This window comes from Mesorhizobium sp. ZC-5, from assembly GCF_025753855.1.
Classification (GTDB): Bacteria; Pseudomonadota; Alphaproteobacteria; order Rhizobiales; family Rhizobiaceae; genus Neomesorhizobium.
In genome coordinates, this window is the sequence record NZ_JAOWPT010000013.1 from 1 (window position 1) to 18,049 (window position 18,049).

Annotated in this window: 16 protein-coding genes and 1 pseudogene; 9 read left to right on the forward strand and 8 right to left on the reverse strand. The window is 64.1% G+C overall.

Going from position 1 to position 18,049, the window contains the following annotated elements:
* A pseudogene (locus tag OHD58_RS24960) lies at window positions 1-96 on the forward strand (IS110 family transposase); the annotation flags it as partial.
* Between the two features lie 184 nt (window positions 97-280).
* Entirely contained in the window at window positions 281-1,132 is an 852-nt protein-coding gene (locus tag OHD58_RS24965) for a sugar phosphate isomerase/epimerase family protein (protein WP_263806360.1), read from the forward strand.
* A 217-nt stretch (window positions 1,133-1,349) separates the two neighbouring features.
* Here the strand turns inward: OHD58_RS24965 and OHD58_RS24970 are convergent, their stop codons facing one another.
* The 6 genes from OHD58_RS24970 to OHD58_RS24995 form a co-directional block, all read right to left on the reverse strand.
* Window positions 1,350-1,637 carry a formate dehydrogenase subunit delta gene (locus OHD58_RS24970; protein WP_263806361.1) on the reverse strand — a complete coding sequence of 96 codons (288 nt, stop codon included), beginning with the start codon at window positions 1,635-1,637 and terminating at the stop codon, window positions 1,350-1,352.
* Window positions 1,627-2,451, reverse strand: a complete 825-nt coding sequence (gene fdhD, locus OHD58_RS24975) for a formate dehydrogenase accessory sulfurtransferase FdhD (RefSeq protein WP_263806363.1) — start codon at window positions 2,449-2,451, stop codon at window positions 1,627-1,629. Before fdhD ends, OHD58_RS24970 begins: the two co-directional genes overlap by 11 nt.
* Before the next feature lie 159 nt (window positions 2,452-2,610).
* Entirely contained in the window at window positions 2,611-5,487 is a 2,877-nt protein-coding gene (gene fdhF, locus OHD58_RS24980) for a formate dehydrogenase subunit alpha (RefSeq protein WP_263806365.1), read from the reverse strand.
* A gap of 23 nt (window positions 5,488-5,510) precedes the next feature.
* Window positions 5,511-7,073 (reverse strand): formate dehydrogenase beta subunit, encoded by a 1,563-nt coding sequence (locus OHD58_RS24985; protein ID WP_263806366.1) that lies wholly within the window; start codon window positions 7,071-7,073, stop codon window positions 5,511-5,513.
* Between the two features lie 148 nt (window positions 7,074-7,221).
* Window positions 7,222-7,701 (reverse strand): formate dehydrogenase subunit gamma, encoded by a 480-nt coding sequence (locus OHD58_RS24990; RefSeq protein WP_263806367.1) that lies wholly within the window; start codon window positions 7,699-7,701, stop codon window positions 7,222-7,224.
* A gap of 113 nt (window positions 7,702-7,814) precedes the next feature.
* Window positions 7,815-8,714: a LysR family transcriptional regulator gene (locus tag OHD58_RS24995; protein ID WP_263806369.1), complete on the reverse strand. Its 900-nt coding sequence runs from the start codon at window positions 8,712-8,714 to the stop codon at window positions 7,815-7,817.
* Between the two features lie 195 nt (window positions 8,715-8,909).
* Here OHD58_RS24995 and OHD58_RS25000 point away from each other — a divergent pair, with 195 nt between their 5' ends.
* The 4 genes from OHD58_RS25000 to paaG all read left to right on the forward strand — a co-directional run bounded on the left by OHD58_RS25000 (window position 8,910) and on the right by paaG (window position 12,814).
* On the forward strand, window positions 8,910-9,554 hold the full coding sequence (locus OHD58_RS25000) for a DUF47 domain-containing protein (RefSeq protein WP_263806370.1): 645 nt from the start codon (window positions 8,910-8,912) through the stop codon (window positions 9,552-9,554).
* Complete coding sequence (locus tag OHD58_RS25005) at window positions 9,554-10,558, forward strand: inorganic phosphate transporter (protein WP_263806372.1); 1,005 nt, start codon at window positions 9,554-9,556, stop codon at window positions 10,556-10,558. Before OHD58_RS25000 ends, OHD58_RS25005 begins: the two co-directional genes overlap by 1 nt.
* Before the next feature lie 97 nt (window positions 10,559-10,655).
* On the forward strand, window positions 10,656-11,849 hold the full coding sequence (locus OHD58_RS25010) for an Mrp/NBP35 family ATP-binding protein (RefSeq protein WP_263806373.1): 1,194 nt from the start codon (window positions 10,656-10,658) through the stop codon (window positions 11,847-11,849).
* 161 nt (window positions 11,850-12,010) lie between these two features.
* Window positions 12,011-12,814, forward strand: a complete 804-nt coding sequence (gene paaG / locus OHD58_RS25015) for a 2-(1,2-epoxy-1,2-dihydrophenyl)acetyl-CoA isomerase PaaG (RefSeq protein ID WP_263806374.1) — start codon at window positions 12,011-12,013, stop codon at window positions 12,812-12,814.
* Window positions 12,815-12,897: 83 nt separating this feature from the next.
* Here the strand turns inward: paaG and OHD58_RS25020 are convergent, their stop codons facing one another.
* Both OHD58_RS25020 and OHD58_RS25025 read right to left on the reverse strand, forming a co-directional pair.
* Window positions 12,898-13,347 (reverse strand): SRPBCC family protein, encoded by a 450-nt coding sequence (locus OHD58_RS25020; protein WP_263806375.1) that lies wholly within the window; start codon window positions 13,345-13,347, stop codon window positions 12,898-12,900.
* Between the two features lie 88 nt (window positions 13,348-13,435).
* Window positions 13,436-14,239 carry a potassium channel family protein gene (locus OHD58_RS25025; RefSeq protein ID WP_263806376.1) on the reverse strand — a complete coding sequence of 268 codons (804 nt, stop codon included), beginning with the start codon at window positions 14,237-14,239 and terminating at the stop codon, window positions 13,436-13,438.
* Window positions 14,240-15,071: 832 nt separating this feature from the next.
* Here OHD58_RS25025 and OHD58_RS25030 point away from each other — a divergent pair.
* From OHD58_RS25030 to OHD58_RS25040, 3 genes are all read left to right on the forward strand, one after another.
* Complete coding sequence (locus tag OHD58_RS25030) at window positions 15,072-16,877, forward strand: IlvD/Edd family dehydratase (protein WP_263806377.1); 1,806 nt, start codon at window positions 15,072-15,074, stop codon at window positions 16,875-16,877.
* Window positions 16,878-17,048: 171 nt separating this feature from the next.
* Window positions 17,049-17,456: a hypothetical protein gene (locus OHD58_RS25035; protein WP_263806378.1), complete on the forward strand. Its 408-nt coding sequence runs from the start codon at window positions 17,049-17,051 to the stop codon at window positions 17,454-17,456.
* A 78-nt stretch (window positions 17,457-17,534) separates the two neighbouring features.
* Entirely contained in the window at window positions 17,535-18,035 is a 501-nt protein-coding gene (locus tag OHD58_RS25040) for a GyrI-like domain-containing protein (RefSeq protein WP_263806379.1), read from the forward strand.
* Window positions 18,036-18,049: the final 14 nt, after the last annotated feature.

Here is an 18,049-nt window from a genome sequence, read left to right on the forward strand (position 1 = left end):
AAACCAAAAATCGTCGCTATCGTCGCAACCGCGCGCAAACTGCTCACCATCCTCAACGCAATAATCCGAGACCAAAAACCATGGCAAAACGCTTGACCGCCAAGACAGTCGCTCTCCCCTTGTGGGAGAGGTCGGATTGCTCCGAGCCGCGTAGCGGCGAGGTTGGCAATCCGGGTGAGGGGTAACGGCATCAACCTTGGCCAGATTCCGCAATCCCCATCTGGTCCTACCAGATTTTCCGCGCTAGTGTCCGCCCCGACAAAATCGGGGAGGGCACTTCATGAAAATCGGCTTCTGCATGTTCCTGTGGACCACCAGCGTCTCGAAAAAACACGAGGCGCTGCTCAGGGATTTGCGCGCGACCGGCTATGACGGCGTCGAGATACCGATTTTCGAAGGCATGCCCGACGATTACAAAAGGCTCGGCGCCATGCTCGACCGCATCGGTCTCGAGCGCACCGCGGTTTCGGCGATGGGCGATCCGAAGATGAACCTGATCGCGCCGGATGCTGCCACCCGCAAAGCCGGCATCGATTACATGAAATGGGCGATCGACTGTTCGGAAGCGCTCGGCGCGAAATTTCTGTCAGGTCCGCTTCACTCGACGCTCGGCCAATTCTCTGGCGTTGGTCCGACCAGCGCCGAGAAAAAGCGTTCGGTCTCCTCGCAGCGGACCATCGGCGACCATGCCGGCAAGCACGGCGTCACCATCGGGCTCGAGGCGCTGAACCGCTTCGAATGTTATCTCGTGAACACCATGGCCGACCTGTCGGGACATATCGATGAAATCGGCCACCCCAACATCAGGGCCATGTACGACACCTTCCATGCCAACATCGAGGAGGCTGACCCGATCAAGGCCTATACGAAGCACAGGAAGAATGTCGTCCACATCCACATTTCGGAAAACGACCGCGGCGTGCCGGGGCGCGGCAACATCCCCTGGCCGGAAACCTTCGCGGCGATCAGGAAGAGCGGCTACGACGGCTGGTTGACCATCGAATCCTTCGGCCGGGGCCTGAAGGACCTGGCCGCGGCGACAAAGGTGTGGCGCGATTTCGCAGAGAGCCCGGAAGCCGTGTACAAGGACGGCTACAAGCACATCCGGAATGGTTGGAAGAAGGCGGGGTAGGTCAGCGCTCCACCTCCGTTGTGGGGGTCTGGTGGCGGGCCAAACGATTCCATTGATCGTGCGCCCTTCGAGGCTCGCCGATCCCAGACTGCATGAAATCTCAAGCGACCGTGCGGGCTCGCACCTCAGGATGAGGACCGTTGGCGCAAACCTTCCTCATCCTGAGGTGCGAGCGCAGCGAGCCTCGAAGGACGCACCTTGCTCGCAGCAGCCTTGCTCAGCCGCTGACGTCGGCTTCGGCAGCCTGGGCACGCGTCATGTGCTCGTTCGGTCGCCTGATCTTCGCGGTCGCCTCCATCACGATCGGCAACAATCCTTCGCCGCCTGCATCGACGATCTCGAAGAATTGCCGCCGCATGCGCGGCTCCCAGAACTTGTTGATATGCTCGGCGGTGCCGGCAACGCCTTCGTCATGCGGCTTCGACATGAAGAACGTGCCGATCTGGTTGGCCATGCGCACCAGCTTTTCCTCGGTGCTCGATGTGTGCATTTCGTCATGCGACATTTTTGGCAACTCCGCTGGTCACCCGGTCGGGACCGGTGAAAATATCGAAATCCTCGCCGCGCACCAGGGCGACGAGCGTCATGCCGCTCTCGTCGGCCGTGCGGATGGCAAGTGCCGTCGGCGCCGACACCGCGATGATGAAGGAGGCGCCGATCGACGCCGTCTTCTGCACCATCTCGACGGACACCCGCGACGTCACCACCACCGCGCCACTGGCGCCGTCGATGCCCGCCCTGGCAAGCGCGCCGGCGAGCTTGTCGAGCGCATTGTGCCGGCCGACATCCTCGCGCGCCGCCACGATGCCCTTGCCTGGCACGCAAAACCCCGCCGCATGCACCGCCCCGGTTTCCGCGTGCAGCGGCTGCTGTCTTGAAAGCAGCTTCACTGCCTGCACGATGTCGTTGGCCGAAAGCGTAAGCGATGACTGACGGACGTCATCGACCGAGCGCATTGCCTCCTCAATGGATTCGATGCCGCAGAGGCCGCAGCCGACCGGGCCGGCAAGCCGCCGCCGCCGCGCCTCGAAGCGCGTGTTGGCCTTGTCCTTGAGCCGGATCTGGATGTCGATGCCGGCGCCGAGGTCCTCGACCTCGATCGCCTCGATCTCGTCAGGGGAGGCAACGATGCCTTCAGTCAGCGAGAAGCCGAGCGCGAAATCCTCGAAGTCGGCGGGCGACGCCATCATCACCGCGTGTGTCGTGCCTGCATAGGAAAACGCCACCGGCGTCTCTTCCGGCACCATGCGGGCGGCGGCCGTCGTTCCACTCGGACGGCGCGCGATGCGACTGGTCTGGGTGATGGCGGGGCGGGTCATGGCTTGGAAGCGCCCCCTCCACCGCCTTCGGCGGTCACCCTCCCCCGTAAACGGTGGAGGATCCAGGTCGTGCCGGCGATGCCGCTACCGATCCTCCCCTGCGAAGCGGGGGAGGGGGACCATGCGAAGCATGGTGGAGGGGGCGTCAGTTCGGCCAAACTATTCCGCCGCCTCGAGCCTGCCTTCGATCCGCCGGCTCTTCCGCGACAGTTCCTCGTATTCTTCCTGCCAGTCGCTCGGCCCGTTGGACGGGCTCACCTGCACCGCGGTCACCTTGTATTCCGGACAGTTGGTCGCCCAGTCGGAGAAGTCGGTGGTGATGACATTCGCCTGCGTGTCGGGGTGGTGGAAGGTGGTGTAGACGACGCCCGGTGCGACGCGCTCGGTGATCAGTGCGCGCAGCGTCGTCTCGCCGGCGCGGGATGCCAGCCGCACCCAGTCGCCGTCGCGCAGACCGCGGTTCTCGGCGTCGTGCGGATGGATCTCCAGCCGGTCCTCGTCGTGCCACATCACATTGTGCGTGCGCCTTGTCTGCGCGCCGACATTATACTGGCTGAGGATGCGCCCGGTGGTGAGCAGCAGCGGGAAGCGCGGCCCCGTCTTCTCGTCGGTGGCCACGTATTCGGTGCGGATGAACTTGCCCTTGCCGCGCACGAAGCCGTCGATATGCATGATCGGGGTGCCGGCGGGCGCCTTTTCGTTGCATGGCCACTGCACCGAGCCCATCTCCTCGAGCTTGGCGAAGGAGACGCCGGCGAAGCTCGGCGTGGTCGCCGCGATCTCGTCGAGGATTTCCGACGGATGCGTGTAGTTCCAGTCGAGCCCGATCGCCCGAGCGAGCAGCTGCGTGGCTTCCCAGTCGGCGTAGGTGGCCTTGGGTTCCAGCACCTTGCGCACAAGGTTCATGCGGCGCTCGGCATTGGTGAAGGTGCCGTCCTTCTCGAGGAAGGTCGAGCCGGGCAGGAAGACATGGGCGTAGCGCGCGGTCTCGTTGAGGAAGAGGTCGTGCACGACGACGCACTCCATCGCGGCAAGACCTGCCGAGACATGCTTGGTGTCGGGGTCGGACTGCAGGATGTCCTCGCCCTGGATGTAGATGCCCTTGAATGAGCCGTCGACGGCGGCGTCCAGCATGTTCGGGATGCGCAGGCCGGGCTCGTTGTCGAGCTTGACGCCCCACAGGCTTTCATAGATGTCGCGCACCGCATCGCCCGAAATGTGCCGGTAGCCCGGCAGTTCGTGCGGGAAAGAGCCCATGTCGCAGGAGCCCTGCACGTTGTTCTGGCCGCGCAGCGGGTTCACGCCGACGCCCGGCCGGCCGATATTGCCGGTTGCCATGGCCAGGTTGGCGATGGCGATGACGGCGGTCGAGCCCTGGCTGTGCTCGGTGACGCCGAGGCCGTAGTAGATCGCGCCGTTGCCGCCGCGTGCGTAGAGCCGGGCTGCGCCGCGGATTTCCTCCGGGTTGACGCCGGCGTAGCCGCCGACCGTCTCCGGACTGTTCTCGGGCAGCGCCACGAACGACGCCCAGTCCTGGAACTCGGCCCAGTCGCAGCGCTCGCGGATGAACGCTTCGTTGAACAGGCCCTCGGTGACGATGACATGCGCGAGCGCGGTCAGCATCGCGACATTGGTACCGGGCTTCAGCGGCAGGTGATGCGCCGCCTCGATGTGCGGCGAGCGCACCATCTCGGTCCGCCGGGGATCGATGACGATCAGCTTGGCGCCCTGGCGCAGCCGCTTCTTGAGGCGCGATGCGAACACGGGGTGCGCCGAGACCGGATTGGCGCCGATGACCACCACGACGTCGGTATGCTCGACCGAATCGAAATCCTGCGTGCCGGCCGAGGTGCCGAAGGTCTGGCCAAGCCCGTAGCCGGTCGGCGAATGGCAGACGCGCGCGCAGGTGTCGACATTGTTGTTGAGGAAGCCCTGCCGGACCATCTTCTGGACGAGATAGGTTTCCTCGTTGGTGCAGCGCGAGGAGGTTATGCCGCCGACCGCGCCACGCCCGTATTGATACTGGATGCGGCGGAACTCGCTGGCGGTATAGGCAATCGCCTCCTCCCACGAGACCTCGCGCCAGGGATCGGTGATCTTCTCGCGGAGCATCGGCTTGAGAATGCGGTCTTCGTGGGTCGCGTAGCCGTAGGCGAACCGCCCCTTGACGCAGGAATGGCCGTGATTTGCCTTGCCGCCCTTGTAGGGCATCATGCGGACGACCTCGTCGCCCTTGACCTCGGCCTTGAACGAGCAGCCGACGCCGCAATAGGCGCAGGTGGTGACCACCGAACGCTCCGGCAGCCCCTTTTCCAGCACCGTCTTTTCACGCAGCGCATCGGTCGGGCAGGCCTGCACGCAGGCGCCGCAGGAAACGCATTCGCTCTCGAGGAAGGACTGGTGCATGCCGGCCGACACGCGGCTCTCGAAGCCGCGGCCTTCGATGGTCAGCGCGAACGTGCCCTGCACCTCCTCGCAGGCGCGCACGCAGCGCGAGCAGACGATGCATTGCGCCGGGTCATAGGTGAAATAGGGGTTCGATTCGTCGCGCACCATGTAGTCGATGGTGAGCGAGCCGTTGCCCGGCGCCACATGGTTGCGGCCCTCGGTGCCGTAACGGTTCTCGGTGAGCCCGATCTCGGCTGCGACCTTGTCGAACTCGCTGGCGCCGGTTCCTGGGGTCTCGTTCCAGGCGCTCGGATGGTCGGAAACATAGAGTTCCATCACGCCGCGCCGGATCGCATTCAGCCGGTCCGTCTGCGTGTGCACCACCATGCCTTCGCCGACCGGCGTCGTGCAGGATGCCGGCGTGCCGCCGCGTCCGTCGATCTCGACCAGGCAGACCCGGCACGAACCGAAGGCGTCGACCATGTCGGTGGCGCACAGCTTCGGGATCTCGACGCCTGCCTCCATCGAGGCCCGCATGATCGACGTGCCCTCCGGCACGGTGATCGTCTTGCCGTCGACGGTGAGCGTCACCTGTTTCTCGGAGGTGGAAGCGGGGGTGCCGAAATCGATTTCGCGAACGAGATCCATGCTGCTTCTCCTACCAGGGGCCATCACTCCGCCGCCTCCTTCATCGGATGCGGCCCGAAATCCTCGGGGAAATGATTGATCGCGCTCATCACCGGATAGGGCGTGAAGCCGCCAAGCGCGCACAGTGAGCCGAATTTCATCGTGTTGCAGAGATCGGCGACCAGCGCGAGATTCTTGTCGCGCTCGACACCCTGCGCCACCTTGTCCAGCGTCTCGATGCCGCGAACCGAGCCGATGCGGCAGGGCGTGCACTTGCCGCAGCTTTCGACGGCGCAGAATTCCATGGCGAAACGCGCCTGCTTCAGCATGTCGGCGCTTTCGTCGAACACCGTGATGCCGGCGTGCCCGATCAGCCCGTCCTTCGCCGCGAAGGCTTCGTAGTCGAACGGCGTGTCGAACAATGCACGCGGGAAGTAGGCGCCCAGCGGTCCGCCCACCTGCGCCGCCTTCACCGGCCGGCCGGTCGCGGTGCCGCCGCCGATGTCGTCGATGATCTCGCCGAGCGACAGGCCGAAGGCTGCCTCGAACAGGCCGCCATGCTTGACGTTGCCGGCGATCTGGATCGGAATGGTGCCGCGCGAACGGCCCATGCCGAAATCTTTGTAGTGCTCGGCGCCCTTGTCCATGATGATCGGCACCGAAGCCAGGCTGATGACGTTGTTGATGACCGTCGGCTTGCCGAACAGCCCCTGGATCGCAGGCAGCGGCGGTTTGGCCCGCACCACGCCGCGCTTGCCCTCCAGGCTGTTGAGCAGCGAGGTTTCCTCGCCGCAGACATAGGCGCCGGCGCCGACCCGCACTTCCATGTCGAAGGCGTTGGGGGAGCCGAGCACATTGACGCCCAGCACGCCGGCCTGGCGCGCGATGCCGATCGCCGCATTCATCGTGGCGACGGCGTGCGGATATTCCAAGCGGATATAGATGTAACCCTTGGTCGCGCCGGTCGCGACGCCGGCGATCGCCATGCCTTCGATCAACACGAAGGGATCGCCCTCCATGATCATGCGGTCGGCAAAAGTGGCGCTGTCGCCCTCGTCGGCATTGCAGACGATGTATTTGCGGTCGTCGGTCTGGTCGAGCACCGTCTTCCATTTGATGCCGGTCGGGAAGCCGGCGCCGCCGCGGCCGCGCAGGCCGGACTCGGTGACCTGCTTGACGATGTCGGCAGGCGCCATCGCGACGGCGTTTTCGAGCCCTTTGAGGCCGCCGTGCGCCCGGTAGTCGTCTAGCGACAGCGGATCGGTGATGCCGCAGCGGGCGAAGGTGAGGCGGGTCTGTTTTGCCAGGAACGGGATTTTTTCGGGATCGCCGAGGAACAGCGGATGCGCGCTGTGCGTGGTGAGCCCAAGCCCGGCCTCGAACAGCGACGCCACGTCCTTGGCCTTGACCGGCCCGTAGGCGACACGGCCGGCGGGCGTCTCGACCTCGACCATCGGCTCCAGCCAGTAAAGGCCGCGCGAGCCGTTGCGCACGATTTTTGCGTCGAGACCGCGTTCGGAAATCTCGGTCTCGACCGCTTTGGCCACCTTTTCGGCGCCGAGCGCCAAAGCGCCGGAATCGCGGGGGATGTAGATGGTCACCGTCATGCGAGCACCTCGGCACTAGTGCCTTGCCCCTCACCCTTACCCTCTCCCCGCCAGCGGGGAGAGGGGGGCTTCGACGTTGGCGACCCCCTCTCCCCGTTCTTCACGGGGAGAGGGTAAGGGTGAGGGGCAGTCTGACGCACGAAGCAGCTCACCGCCGCACCTCCTCGACGATCTCGTCGATCTTTTCCGCGTCCAGCCGGCCGATCACCTCGCCGTCCAGCATGGCCGACGGCGAGCAGGCGCAGAGGCCGAGGCAATAGACCGGCTCCAGCGTCACCGAATTGTCCTTGGTGGTCTCGTGAAAGCCGATGCCCAGCCGCTGCTGGATCTGCGCGGCGATCGCATCGCCTCCCATCGACTGGCAGGCCTCGGCGCGGCAGACTTTCAGCACGTGGCGGCCGGCCGGATGAGCGCGGTAGTCGTGATAGAAGGTGACGACGCCGTGCACTTCCGCGTTGGAGATATTGAGCGCCTCGGCGATGACCGGCAGCGATTCCGCCGGCACATGGCCGAATTCTTCCTGGATTTCATGCAAAATGGGGAGAAGGGCTCCTTCGAGACCCTTGAGTTCCTCGATGATCGCCGTCGTTCGTGACGCGACCTGGGTACCTGCCGGCTGCATTGTCATGCAGCGCCCTCCCTATAACGGTCTTCAATTGAGCCGGCAGAAAATCAAACGAAACACCCGGAATCAATAAAGCTGTTTCGTCAGTTGATAGATTTTTTCTATCAATCGAGGGCTTAGCGGCCAGACTTGAAATCGTTCGCCAGCGCCATCGCCTCGTCAAGAAGCGCCTTGACGAGCGGCGTGTGCGGCTCGCGCTTGGCCGCGACCAGCCCAACCAGATGGCTGGCGTCGGGCTCGACGATCGGAATGGCACGGATCGGCTCGGCGAAGCCGAAGGTCTCGGCGAGATTGAGCGGCATGATCGATGACCATTTGCCGGTGCGAATATGCGAAAACAAGACGATCATTGAATTCGATTCGAGCGTCGGCCGTGCCACCGAGCCGGCTTCTGCCAGATGCTGGTCGATGATGCGCCTGTTCTGCATGTCGGGCGTCAGCAGGCAGAGAGGCTGGGTGCTCACTTCCGCCCAGGTGACCTGGTTGCGGTCGGCGAACACGTTGCCGGCCGCGGTGATGAGCTGGTAGCGCTCGGAATAGAGCGGTACGCTGGTCACCCGTCCCAGCGGCTCGTTGTCAAGATAGGTGATGCCGGCCTCGATATCGAAATTGCCGAGCAGCGACAGAACCTCGATCGAGGTGCGCGACAGCACCGAGAAGGTAACGCCCGGATGCTTGTCGCGGAACGGCGTGGTGAGCCGCGGCACCATGGCGAGCGCGGTCGGGATCGCGGCGATGCGGATGCGACCGGAAAGGCCGTGTCGCGCCGCCCGCATCTCCTCGCGCATCGTGCGGGTGTCGCCGGCGATGCGCCGCGCCCAGGTCAGCACCTGCTCGCCCTCCGGCGTCAGCCCCTGGAAGCGCGAGCCGCGCAGCACCAGCATGACGCCGAGCTGGTCCTCCAGCTGCTTGATCGCCGCCGAAAGCGTCGGCTGCGTGATACCCAACGTTTCTGCGGCGCGCCCGAAATGCTGTTCCTTGGCCAGCGCGATGAAGAATTCCAGTTTGTCGATCATGGCGGCAAGCTAACCTTCCGCCGGGATTTGCGCCAGCGCGGGGCTGACCGGGGCGTAACCAGCGCAACAAGGCCGCTTCTGACGGAACTCTGCCGTGGACAACGCCGTTTTGCCGGCTATGAAAAGGACGTCGCAGCCCGCGCAATGGGCTAAGTAACAACCGGTTGACCTGATTCCTGAAAGGAGTGCGCGGCCATGCTGGGTTGGTTCCGGGCTTTGCTGCCCCGCGAGGACAAGTTCTTCGATCTTTTCGCCGAGCATGCGCGTACCGTCGTCAGCGGCGCCGAGGCATTGCAGAAACTTCTGGCCGGCGGAGATGGCATCGAGCGCCATGGCCGCGAGATCATCGAACTGGAAGATAAGGCCGATGCGATCACCGCCAACGTGCTGATCGCCGTCCACAAGAGCTTCATCACGCCCTTCGACCGCGGCGACATCAAGGATCTCATCCAGTCGATGGACGACGCCATCGACATGATGCGCAAGGTGGTCAAGACGGTGACCCTGTTCGAGCAGAAAGAGTTCGACCCGAAGATGCAGGAGATGGGCGCGCTGATCGTCCAGGCCGCCAAGCTCAACGCCGAGGCCATTCCGCTGCTCAACAAGGTCGGTACTCACGCGGCGCGGCTGCAGGCACTGGCCGAGGAGGTGATGCGGGTCGAGGGACGCGCCGACGACCTTCACGAACAGGGCCTGAAGGATCTGTTCCACCGGTATGGCAAGACCGACCCCATGGCCTACATGATCGGCAGCGAGATCTACGGCGAGCTCGAAAAGGTGGTAGACCGCTTCGAGGACGTCGCCAACGAGATCAGCGGCATCGTGATCGAAAACGTCTGATGGACGCCTCGCTCGCCTTTCCAATTCTGATCGGCCTGATCGGCGTCGCGCTGTTCTTCGACTTCCTCAACGGCCTGCACGACGCCGCCAATTCGATCGCAACCATCGTCTCGACGCGGGTTCTGCGGCCGCAATATGCGGTGTTCTGGGCCGCGTTCTTCAATTTCATCGCCTTCATGTTCTTCGGCCTGCATGTCGCCGAAACGCTGGGCACCGGCATCATCGACGCCAGCATCGTCGACCCGCGCGTCATTTTCGCCGCCCTCGTCGGCGCCATTGTCTGGAACGTCGTCACCTGGATGTACGGCATTCCGTCGTCGAGCTCGCACGCGCTGATCGGCGGCATGATCGGCGCCGGCGTCGCCAAGGCCGGTGTCGGTGCCGTCGTCGTATGGGGCGTGCTGAAGACCACCGCCGCGATCGTGCTGTCGCCGCTCACCGGCTTTGTCCTCGCGCTGGCGCTGGTGCTTGCCGTCTCGTGGATATTCGTGCGCCAGTCGCCCTTCGCCGTCGACAGCACCTTCCGGGTGCTGCAATTCGTCTCCGCCTCGCTCTATTCGCTCGGCCACGGCGGCAACGACGCGCAGAAGACGATGGGCATCATCGCGGTGCTGCTCTATTCGCAGGGCCAGCTCGGCGACACGTTCTACGTGCCCTTCTGGGTGGTCATTTCCTGCCAGGCCGCGCTGGCGCTCGGCACTCTGTTTGGCGGCTGGCGCATCGTCCACACGATGGGCTCGAAGATCACCAAGCTCAATCCCATGCAGGGCTTCTGCGCCGAAACCGGCGGCGCCATCACCCTGTTCGCCGCGACGTGGCTCGGCATCCCCGTCTCGACCACCCACACCATCACCGGCGCGATCATCGGTGTCGGCGCTGCCCGCCGCGTCTCGGCGGTTCGCTGGGGCCTCGCCGGCAACATCGTCTGGGCCTGGATCATCACCCTGCCGGCAACCGCGCTGATCGCCGCGCTGACCTACGCGGTCGCCGGGATTTTCGCCTGAGCACACACCCCTGCACCGACAGCGATGGTCGCGCCTGCGCTTGGTTCTGCCGGCGATCTGCACTATCTGAAGCGCAACAGGGAGTTTGAAGCGCGAAATGTCCGTCACCAAGGAAGCCGTCATCGAGCGGCTGAAGACGATCAAGGGCCCGGATTTCGAGGGCGATATCGTCAGCCTCGGGCTGGTCTCCGACATCTTCATTGCCGACAGCAAGGTTTTCTTCTCGATCACCGTGCCGGCCGCCCGGGCGCAGGAACTCGAAGCCCTGCGCGCCGCGGCCGAACGGGTGGTCACCGCAATTCCAGGCGTCGCAGGCGCCATGGTGGCCTTGACCGCCGAAAAGAAGGGCGGCGGCATGGAGGCACCGGTTCCGCCGCGTCCCGCAGCACCCCGTCCGGCGCCGCCCGCGGCAAGACCCGCGACGCCTCCAGCCTCGCCGAGACCCGCCCCGCATGCACCTTCCGGCCAACAGCCCGCCAAACGTGGCGTGCCCGGCATCGAGGCGATCATCGCGGTGGCCAGCGGCAAGGGCGGCGTCGGCAAGTCGACCACCGCCGCCAATATCGCGCTCGGCCTTGCCGCCAATGGGCTGAAGGTCGGTGTGCTCGATGCCGACATCTACGGTCCGTCGATGCCGCGGCTTCTGAACATCCATGGCCGCCCCGAGACCGTTGACGGCAAGGTTCTGAAGCCGATGCAGAACTACGGCCTCAAGGTCATGTCGATGGGCTTCCTCGTCGACGAGGAGACGCCGATGATCTGGCGCGGTCCGATGGTGATGTCGGCGCTCACCCAGATGCTGCGCGAGGTCGAATGGGGCCTGCTCGACGTGCTGGTCGTCGACATGCCGCCCGGCACCGGCGACGCGCAGCTCACCATGGCCCAGTCCGTACCGCTTGCCGGCGCTGTCATCGTCTCGACGCCGCAGGATCTGGCCCTCATCGACGCCCGCAAGGGCCTCAACATGTTCAGGAAGGTCGAGGTGCCGCTGCTCGGCATTGTCGAGAACATGAGCTATTTCGTCGCCCCTGACACCGGCAAGCGTTACGACATCTTCGGCCATGGCGGCGCGCGCAGGGAGGCCGAGCGCCTTGGCGTCAGTTTCCTTGGAGAAGTGCCGCTGGAAATGGGCATCCGAGAAAGCTCCGACGCCGGCGCGCCGGTCGTCGTCTCGAAGCCGGACGGGGCGGAAGCGAAAATCTACCGCGACATCGCCACGAAAGTGTGGGAACGCCTCAACGAGGAGCGCGGCGCAGCGGAAGCGGCGGTGCCGTCGATTGTTTTTGAATGAGGTGAGTGAGTAGGGAATAGTGAGTAGGGAATAGTGAATCGAGCGTCGCCCGGAGAGCTTGCGCTCGTACGGGCCGAAAGCGAACACTACTCACTACTCACTACTCACTACTCACTACTCACTACTCACTACTCACTACTCGCTCGGAGGAGAGACCTCAATTGCCTACCGAATCCCCCGTCCTGCACGAGCGCCGCGACGGTTATGCCGTGCTCACCCTCAACCGCCCCGACCGGCTGAACGCCTTCAACGAGGCGCAGCACCTGGCGTTGCGGGCTGCGCTGAACGAGTGCGCCAAGGACGATGCCTGCCGTGCCGTGGTGCTGACCGGGGCAGGTCGCGGCTTCTGCGCGGGCCAGGACCTCTTCGACCGCGACCCGACGATTCTCGGCGAGAATCCCGATCTCGGCCGCACGCTCGAAACCTTCTACAATCCGCTGATCCTGCAGCTTCGCAATCTGGAGAAGCCGGTCATCTGCGCCGTCAACGGCGTCGCCGCCGGCGCCGGCGCCAACATCGCGCTTGCCTGCGACATCGTCATTGGAGCGAAATCGGCGAAATTCATCCAGGCCTTTTCGAAGATCGCGCTGATCCCCGATGCCGGCGGCACCTGGTGGCTGACCCGCCATCTCGGCGAGGCCCGCGCCAAGGCGCTGGCGCTGACGGCGCATCCGCTCTCCGCCGAAGACGCCGCGAACTGGGGCCTGATCTGGCGGGCTGTCGACGACGAAAAGTTGATGGACGAGGTGACTGCGCTTGCCGAAGCTTTCGCCAACGGCCCGACGCATGCCTATGCGCTGACCAAAAAGGCGATCCACGCCGCTTCCGGCAACACGCTGGAAGAACAGTTGCAGGTCGAGCGCAGGCTGCAGCACGAAGCCGGCCAGTCCGACAACTACAAGGAAGGCGTCGCGGCGTTCCTGGCGAAACGGCCGGCGGTGTTTACGGGGAAGAAGTCACGTTAGCAGGGCGTGGATCGAAAGCGTTTGCCGTAGCGCCAATCCGATCGAATTTACTCCCTACTCCCTACTCCCTACTCCCTACTCCCTTACCCACTCACCCGCTTGTTGAAGTTGGAGAAGAACTCGCCGGCGAGCTTCTTGGACGTGGACGTGATCAGCCGGCTGCCGAGCTGCGCGATCTTGCCGCCGACATCGGCCTTGGCCGCGTATTTGAGCAGCGTCGTGTCCGGCCCGTCTTCGTTGAGGATCACGTCGGCGCCGCCCTTCGCGAAACCGGCGATGCCGCCCTTGCCTTCACCGGCGATCGTGTAGGAATGCGGCGGCTTCAGGTTCTTCAGCGTCACCTCGCCGGCGAAGGTCGCCTTGATCGGCCCGATCTTCAGCACCACGGTCGCAGCCATGTCGGTCGGCGACTTCATCTCCAGGCTCTGGCAGCCGGGAATGCAATCCTTCAGCACGGCGGGGTCGTTCAGCGCCTCCCATACCTTCTGCACGGGTGCGGCAATCTTTTCCTCGCCTTCGATGATAAGGGCCATGTGAACTTCCTCCCGGCTGAAACTGCTGCGCGATGCGTAGCGAACACCGTCCGTCTTGTCCATCGCACGAAAGTGCATCAGCGCGCCGTCAATCGCCGTCGTCCGGGATCTTCAGGATGTGCCCGCAGGCCTTGCAGTGCACCGCGTCGGGATCATGCCGCTGCAGCGCGCATTGCGGGCAGGGGAAAAACACCTTGGCCGGCCGGAAGATGGACTGCGCCAGCCGCACGAACAGCGAGATGCCGATGATCATGGTGAGGATGGCCGTCAGCTTGCCCCACACGCCGGGCAGCACGATGTCGCCGAAGCCCGTCGTCGTCACCGTCGCCACCGTGAAATAGAGCGCGTCGACATAGGCATCGAGGCCGCCGGCGGAGCGGAAGAAGAAGGTGTAGACGAAGCCGGTGATGATGAAGAGGAAGGTCAAAAGATTCACCACCGCATGGGTGGTCTCACGCCATTCGCCCAGTCCGTAATGACCGAGCGGCCGCCACAGGAAGCCGGTGCGCGACAGCGACCACAGCCTCAAAATCCGCAGGAAGCCGAGATTGGCGAGTGTCGCGGGGAAGAGCAGCGTCAACAGGATGAAGATGTCGACCCAGACGGTCGGCTGCCGGAGTTGCCGCGGGATGTCGGCGGAGGCGTAGAGCCTTGCCACGATATCGGCGGCAAGCAAGGCCGCGACGGAATAGTCGAGCCACAGGAACGAGGCGGTCTCCTGCAGCAGCGGCGTCGCAATGAAGAATGCGAGGATGGCGAGATCGATGATGATGACCGCAAGCTGGAAGCGGACGGCGCCGGGCGTGCGCCCATGGTAGAGCCGGCGCAGCGTGTCGCGAAGCGTGGCCGTGTCGGCGGGTTCCTGAGCCTCGGTCTTTTTCTTCGCGGTCATAGCCAAGGCGATAGCGCTATGGGCGTTGTACGTCCAGTGGACCGCTGCATCTGGTGTCGCTGCCGCGATGACGCGAGAGAAGTGATATTTCTGATTTCTTTCTGGGTCGGCGATCTGCGACGGGATGCGCATGGAGGCCAACCGGCTGGAGCATGCCCATCATCCCTACCCGGCACCGGTCAACGCTGAATCGAAGTGCTTCGTCAGTCATCCATGGAGAAAGCTGCCCCGCAAGGGTGTGGATAGATTCCGCCCGTTTCCTGTGGTTTTACGCCTCGTTTGAAGATTCTTCTCCACGATTTCAATGACTTGTACGATTTCTGCAGAAATCGTCTGTCCACACCCTTCGCCGCCTCCCGCATAATGACCGTGTTGTTCTTTGTGGGGGTCTGGGTGGCCACCGGGTTGACCAGGGAGAACAGCGGCGTCGGGACTGGCCTCGCTCCGGGTGCGAGGCTGGGGGCGGTAATGCCTCCAAGGTTCCGGCCCTCGACGTACGGTGAGCCTACGGCCTTCTGGCACAGGGCGAGCCGGGCGGGGCAGCAACGCCGGCGGTGCGCGTCTTTCGGGCATCGTTACTGAAAACAGCGCTGTCGGTCCGTCCGGCAGGCGCGCACCGCCTCCCCCACACTTTTCACACGGGAGGCACCACAGCCTCCCAATGGCCAGGCCGGCAAAAACCGGAGCGTGGCAACGGAGAGGCGCGTGCTGGATGGCTCGAACGAGCAAAGCACGTGAATTCAACAAAGCACAGGCCGCTGGACCCTATCGAGGGCCTTGCCTGTCTTCGCGCGTTGCCATATCGATTTGTCCTACAAATACGGAGACATCGATGGCCGGCCCCGGTTCGCATAAAAAGAAATTTCGCTCGCAGGAATGGTTCGACAATCCCGACAATCCGGGCATGACCGCGCTCTATCTTGAGCGCTACCTGAATTTCGGCCTCACCCGCGAGGAGTTGCAATCCGGCAAGCCGCTGATCGGCATTGCCCAGACCGGCTCGGACCTGTCGCCCTGCAACCGCCATCACATCGAGCTTGCCAAGCGTGTGCGCGCCGGCATCGAGGCGATGGGCGGCGTCCCGTTTGAATTTCCCTGCCATCCGATCCAGGAAACCGGCAAGCGGCCGACCGCTTCGCTCGACCGCAACCTTGCTTATCTCTCGCTGGTCGAAGTGCTGTTCGGTTATCCGCTCGACGGCGTCGTGCTGACCATCGGCTGCGACAAGACCACGCCGGCACTGCTGATGGCGGCGGCCACCGTCAACATCCCGGCGATCGCCCTGTCGGTCGGACCGATGCTCAACGGCTGGCATCGCGGCGAACGCACGGGGTCGGGCACCATCGCCTGGAAGGCCCGCGAACTGCACGCCGCGGGCGAGATCGACTACGACGAATTCATGGATCTGGTGGCGTCGTCGGCCCCGTCGGTCGGCTACTGCAACACAATGGGCACCGCCACCACGATGAATTCGCTGGCCGAGGCGCTCGGCATGCAGTTGCCCGGCTCGGCGGCGATCCCCGCGCCGTACCGCGAGCGCGGCCAGATCGCCTACGAGACCGGCAAGCGCATCGTCGAAATGGTGCACCAGGACATCAAGCCTTCCGATATCATGACGCGCGAGGCCTTCGAAAACGCCATCGTCGTCAATTCGGCGATCGGCGGCTCCACCAATGCGCCGATCCACCTCAACGCCGTCGCCCGCCATCTCGACATCCAGCTCGACAATGACGACTGGCAGAAGCTCGGCCACCACGTGCCGCTGCTGGTCAATCTGCAGCCGGCCGGCGAATATCTCGGCGAGGACTATCACCGGGCCGGCGGTGTGCCGGCCGTCGTGATGGAATTGATGAGCGCCGGCCTGCTGCCGCACCCGGAGGCGCTGACCGTCAACGGCAAGTCGATGGGCGACAATTGCGAGGGCGTCGAGAATCTCAACACCGAGGTCATCCGCAAGGTGGCGAGCCCGCTCAAGGAACATGCCGGCTTCATCAACCTCAAGGGCAATCTGTTCGACAGCGCCATCATGAAGACCAGCGTCATTTCGCCGGAATTCCGCGACCGCTACCTCTCCAACCCGAAGGACCCGGAAGCCTTCGAAGGCAAGGCGATGGTGTTCGACGGGCCGGAGGATTATCACGCCCGCATCGACGATCCGGCGCTCGGCATCGACGAGTTTACCGTGCTGTTCATGCGCGGCGCCGGTCCGGTCGGCTATCCCGGTGGCGCCGAGGTGGTCAACATGCAGCCGCCGGCCTATCTCATCAAGAAGGGCGTCCACTCGCTGCCGTGCATCGGCGACGGCAGGCAATCCGGCACGTCTGGCTCCCCCTCCATCCTCAATGCTTCGCCTGAAGCCGCCGTCGGTGGCGGGCTGGCGCTGCTGAAAAGCGGCGACCGCGTCCGCATCGACCTGAAGAAGGGCACCGCCGACATTCTCGTCACCGATGAGGAGATCGTGCGCCGCCGCGCCGAGCTGCAGAACAATGGCGGTTACCAATTCCCCGTTCATCAGACGCCATGGCAGGAGATCCAGCGCGGCATGGTCGACCAGCTGGCGCAAGGCATGGTGCTGAAGCCGGCTGTCAAATACCAGCGCGTCGCCCAGACCAGGGGGATCCCACGCGACAACCACTAATGCATGTCGCCCGAAAGTGTCCTCGGTTTCGGGATAACGACATGCATCAAATCAAGGAATCTGAAACGCGGCCGCCGATCCTGTTCGGCGCGACGCGTTTCTGCGCGGCGCGGCGCGGTTTGTTTTCCCGCGCCGCTGCTCCTACATCCCGGAGATATCGGCAGGAGCATCATGGCCAGACGGCGCTCATCTCTCGGCTTCTTCGGCATGTTCGGCCGCTCGGGCGACCTGCGCCAGCTCGACCAGGCGCTGCGCGCCGTCGACCTGCACCCCGCTCTGGTGCCGGAAGGCGTCAAGCTCACCATCGTCAACCTGATGAAGGACCACTGGCCCGACGAACCGCCGCAGCAGGCCTATCCGCCGGTGGCCGAGCTGTTCGGCTATTGCATCGCCGGCGCCGCGGCGTTCGAGCGCATCAACGGGCATGCACGGCTGCTCGCTACGGAGCGCCGCATCGACACGGCGCTGGATGCCGGCGAAAGCTTCGACGCGCAGATTATCTTGCTCGCGTTGCACGCGAAGCTGATCAATCCGGAGGTCGTCGAGCGCTACGGCCTCAGCGCTGACCAGGGTCGCTGATCCGAAATATTTCGAAAAGATTGTCGGAATCGCTGCCGCTCATTCGTCCTCGTTCCGAAGAGAACGAGGAGATCGAAAATGCTGACATTGCCGACAATTATCGAACGCGCTGCGCGGCCTTATGTGGCGATCAGGAAGACGTTGGCCATGACCGACATCAAGTCGGCGGTCGACCGCTCGTTCGGCGAGCTGTTCGGCTGGATGGGCGACAACGAGATCGAACCGAAAGCAGCGCCGTTCCTGAAATACAACATCATCGACATGGCAGGAAAACTTGAGATCGAATTCGGCGCGCCGACATCCGCTCTGGTGAAGGGCGAGGGACGCTTCATCGCCGGCACATTGCCGGCGGGACGCTACGGCATGGTGCTTTACCACGGTCCCTACAGCAATCTTCTCGACGTCAACGCCGTGCTGATCGGCTGGGCGAAGGAGAAGGGCATCCGATGGGATGTCGAGGAAACCGCAGCCGGCGACCGCTTCGCCTGCCGGATCGAGACCTACATCACCGATCCGCGAACCGAGCCCGACCAGAAAAAATGGCAGACGGAAGTCGCGATCCGCATTGCCGATCAATAGACGGGCAAGCGGCG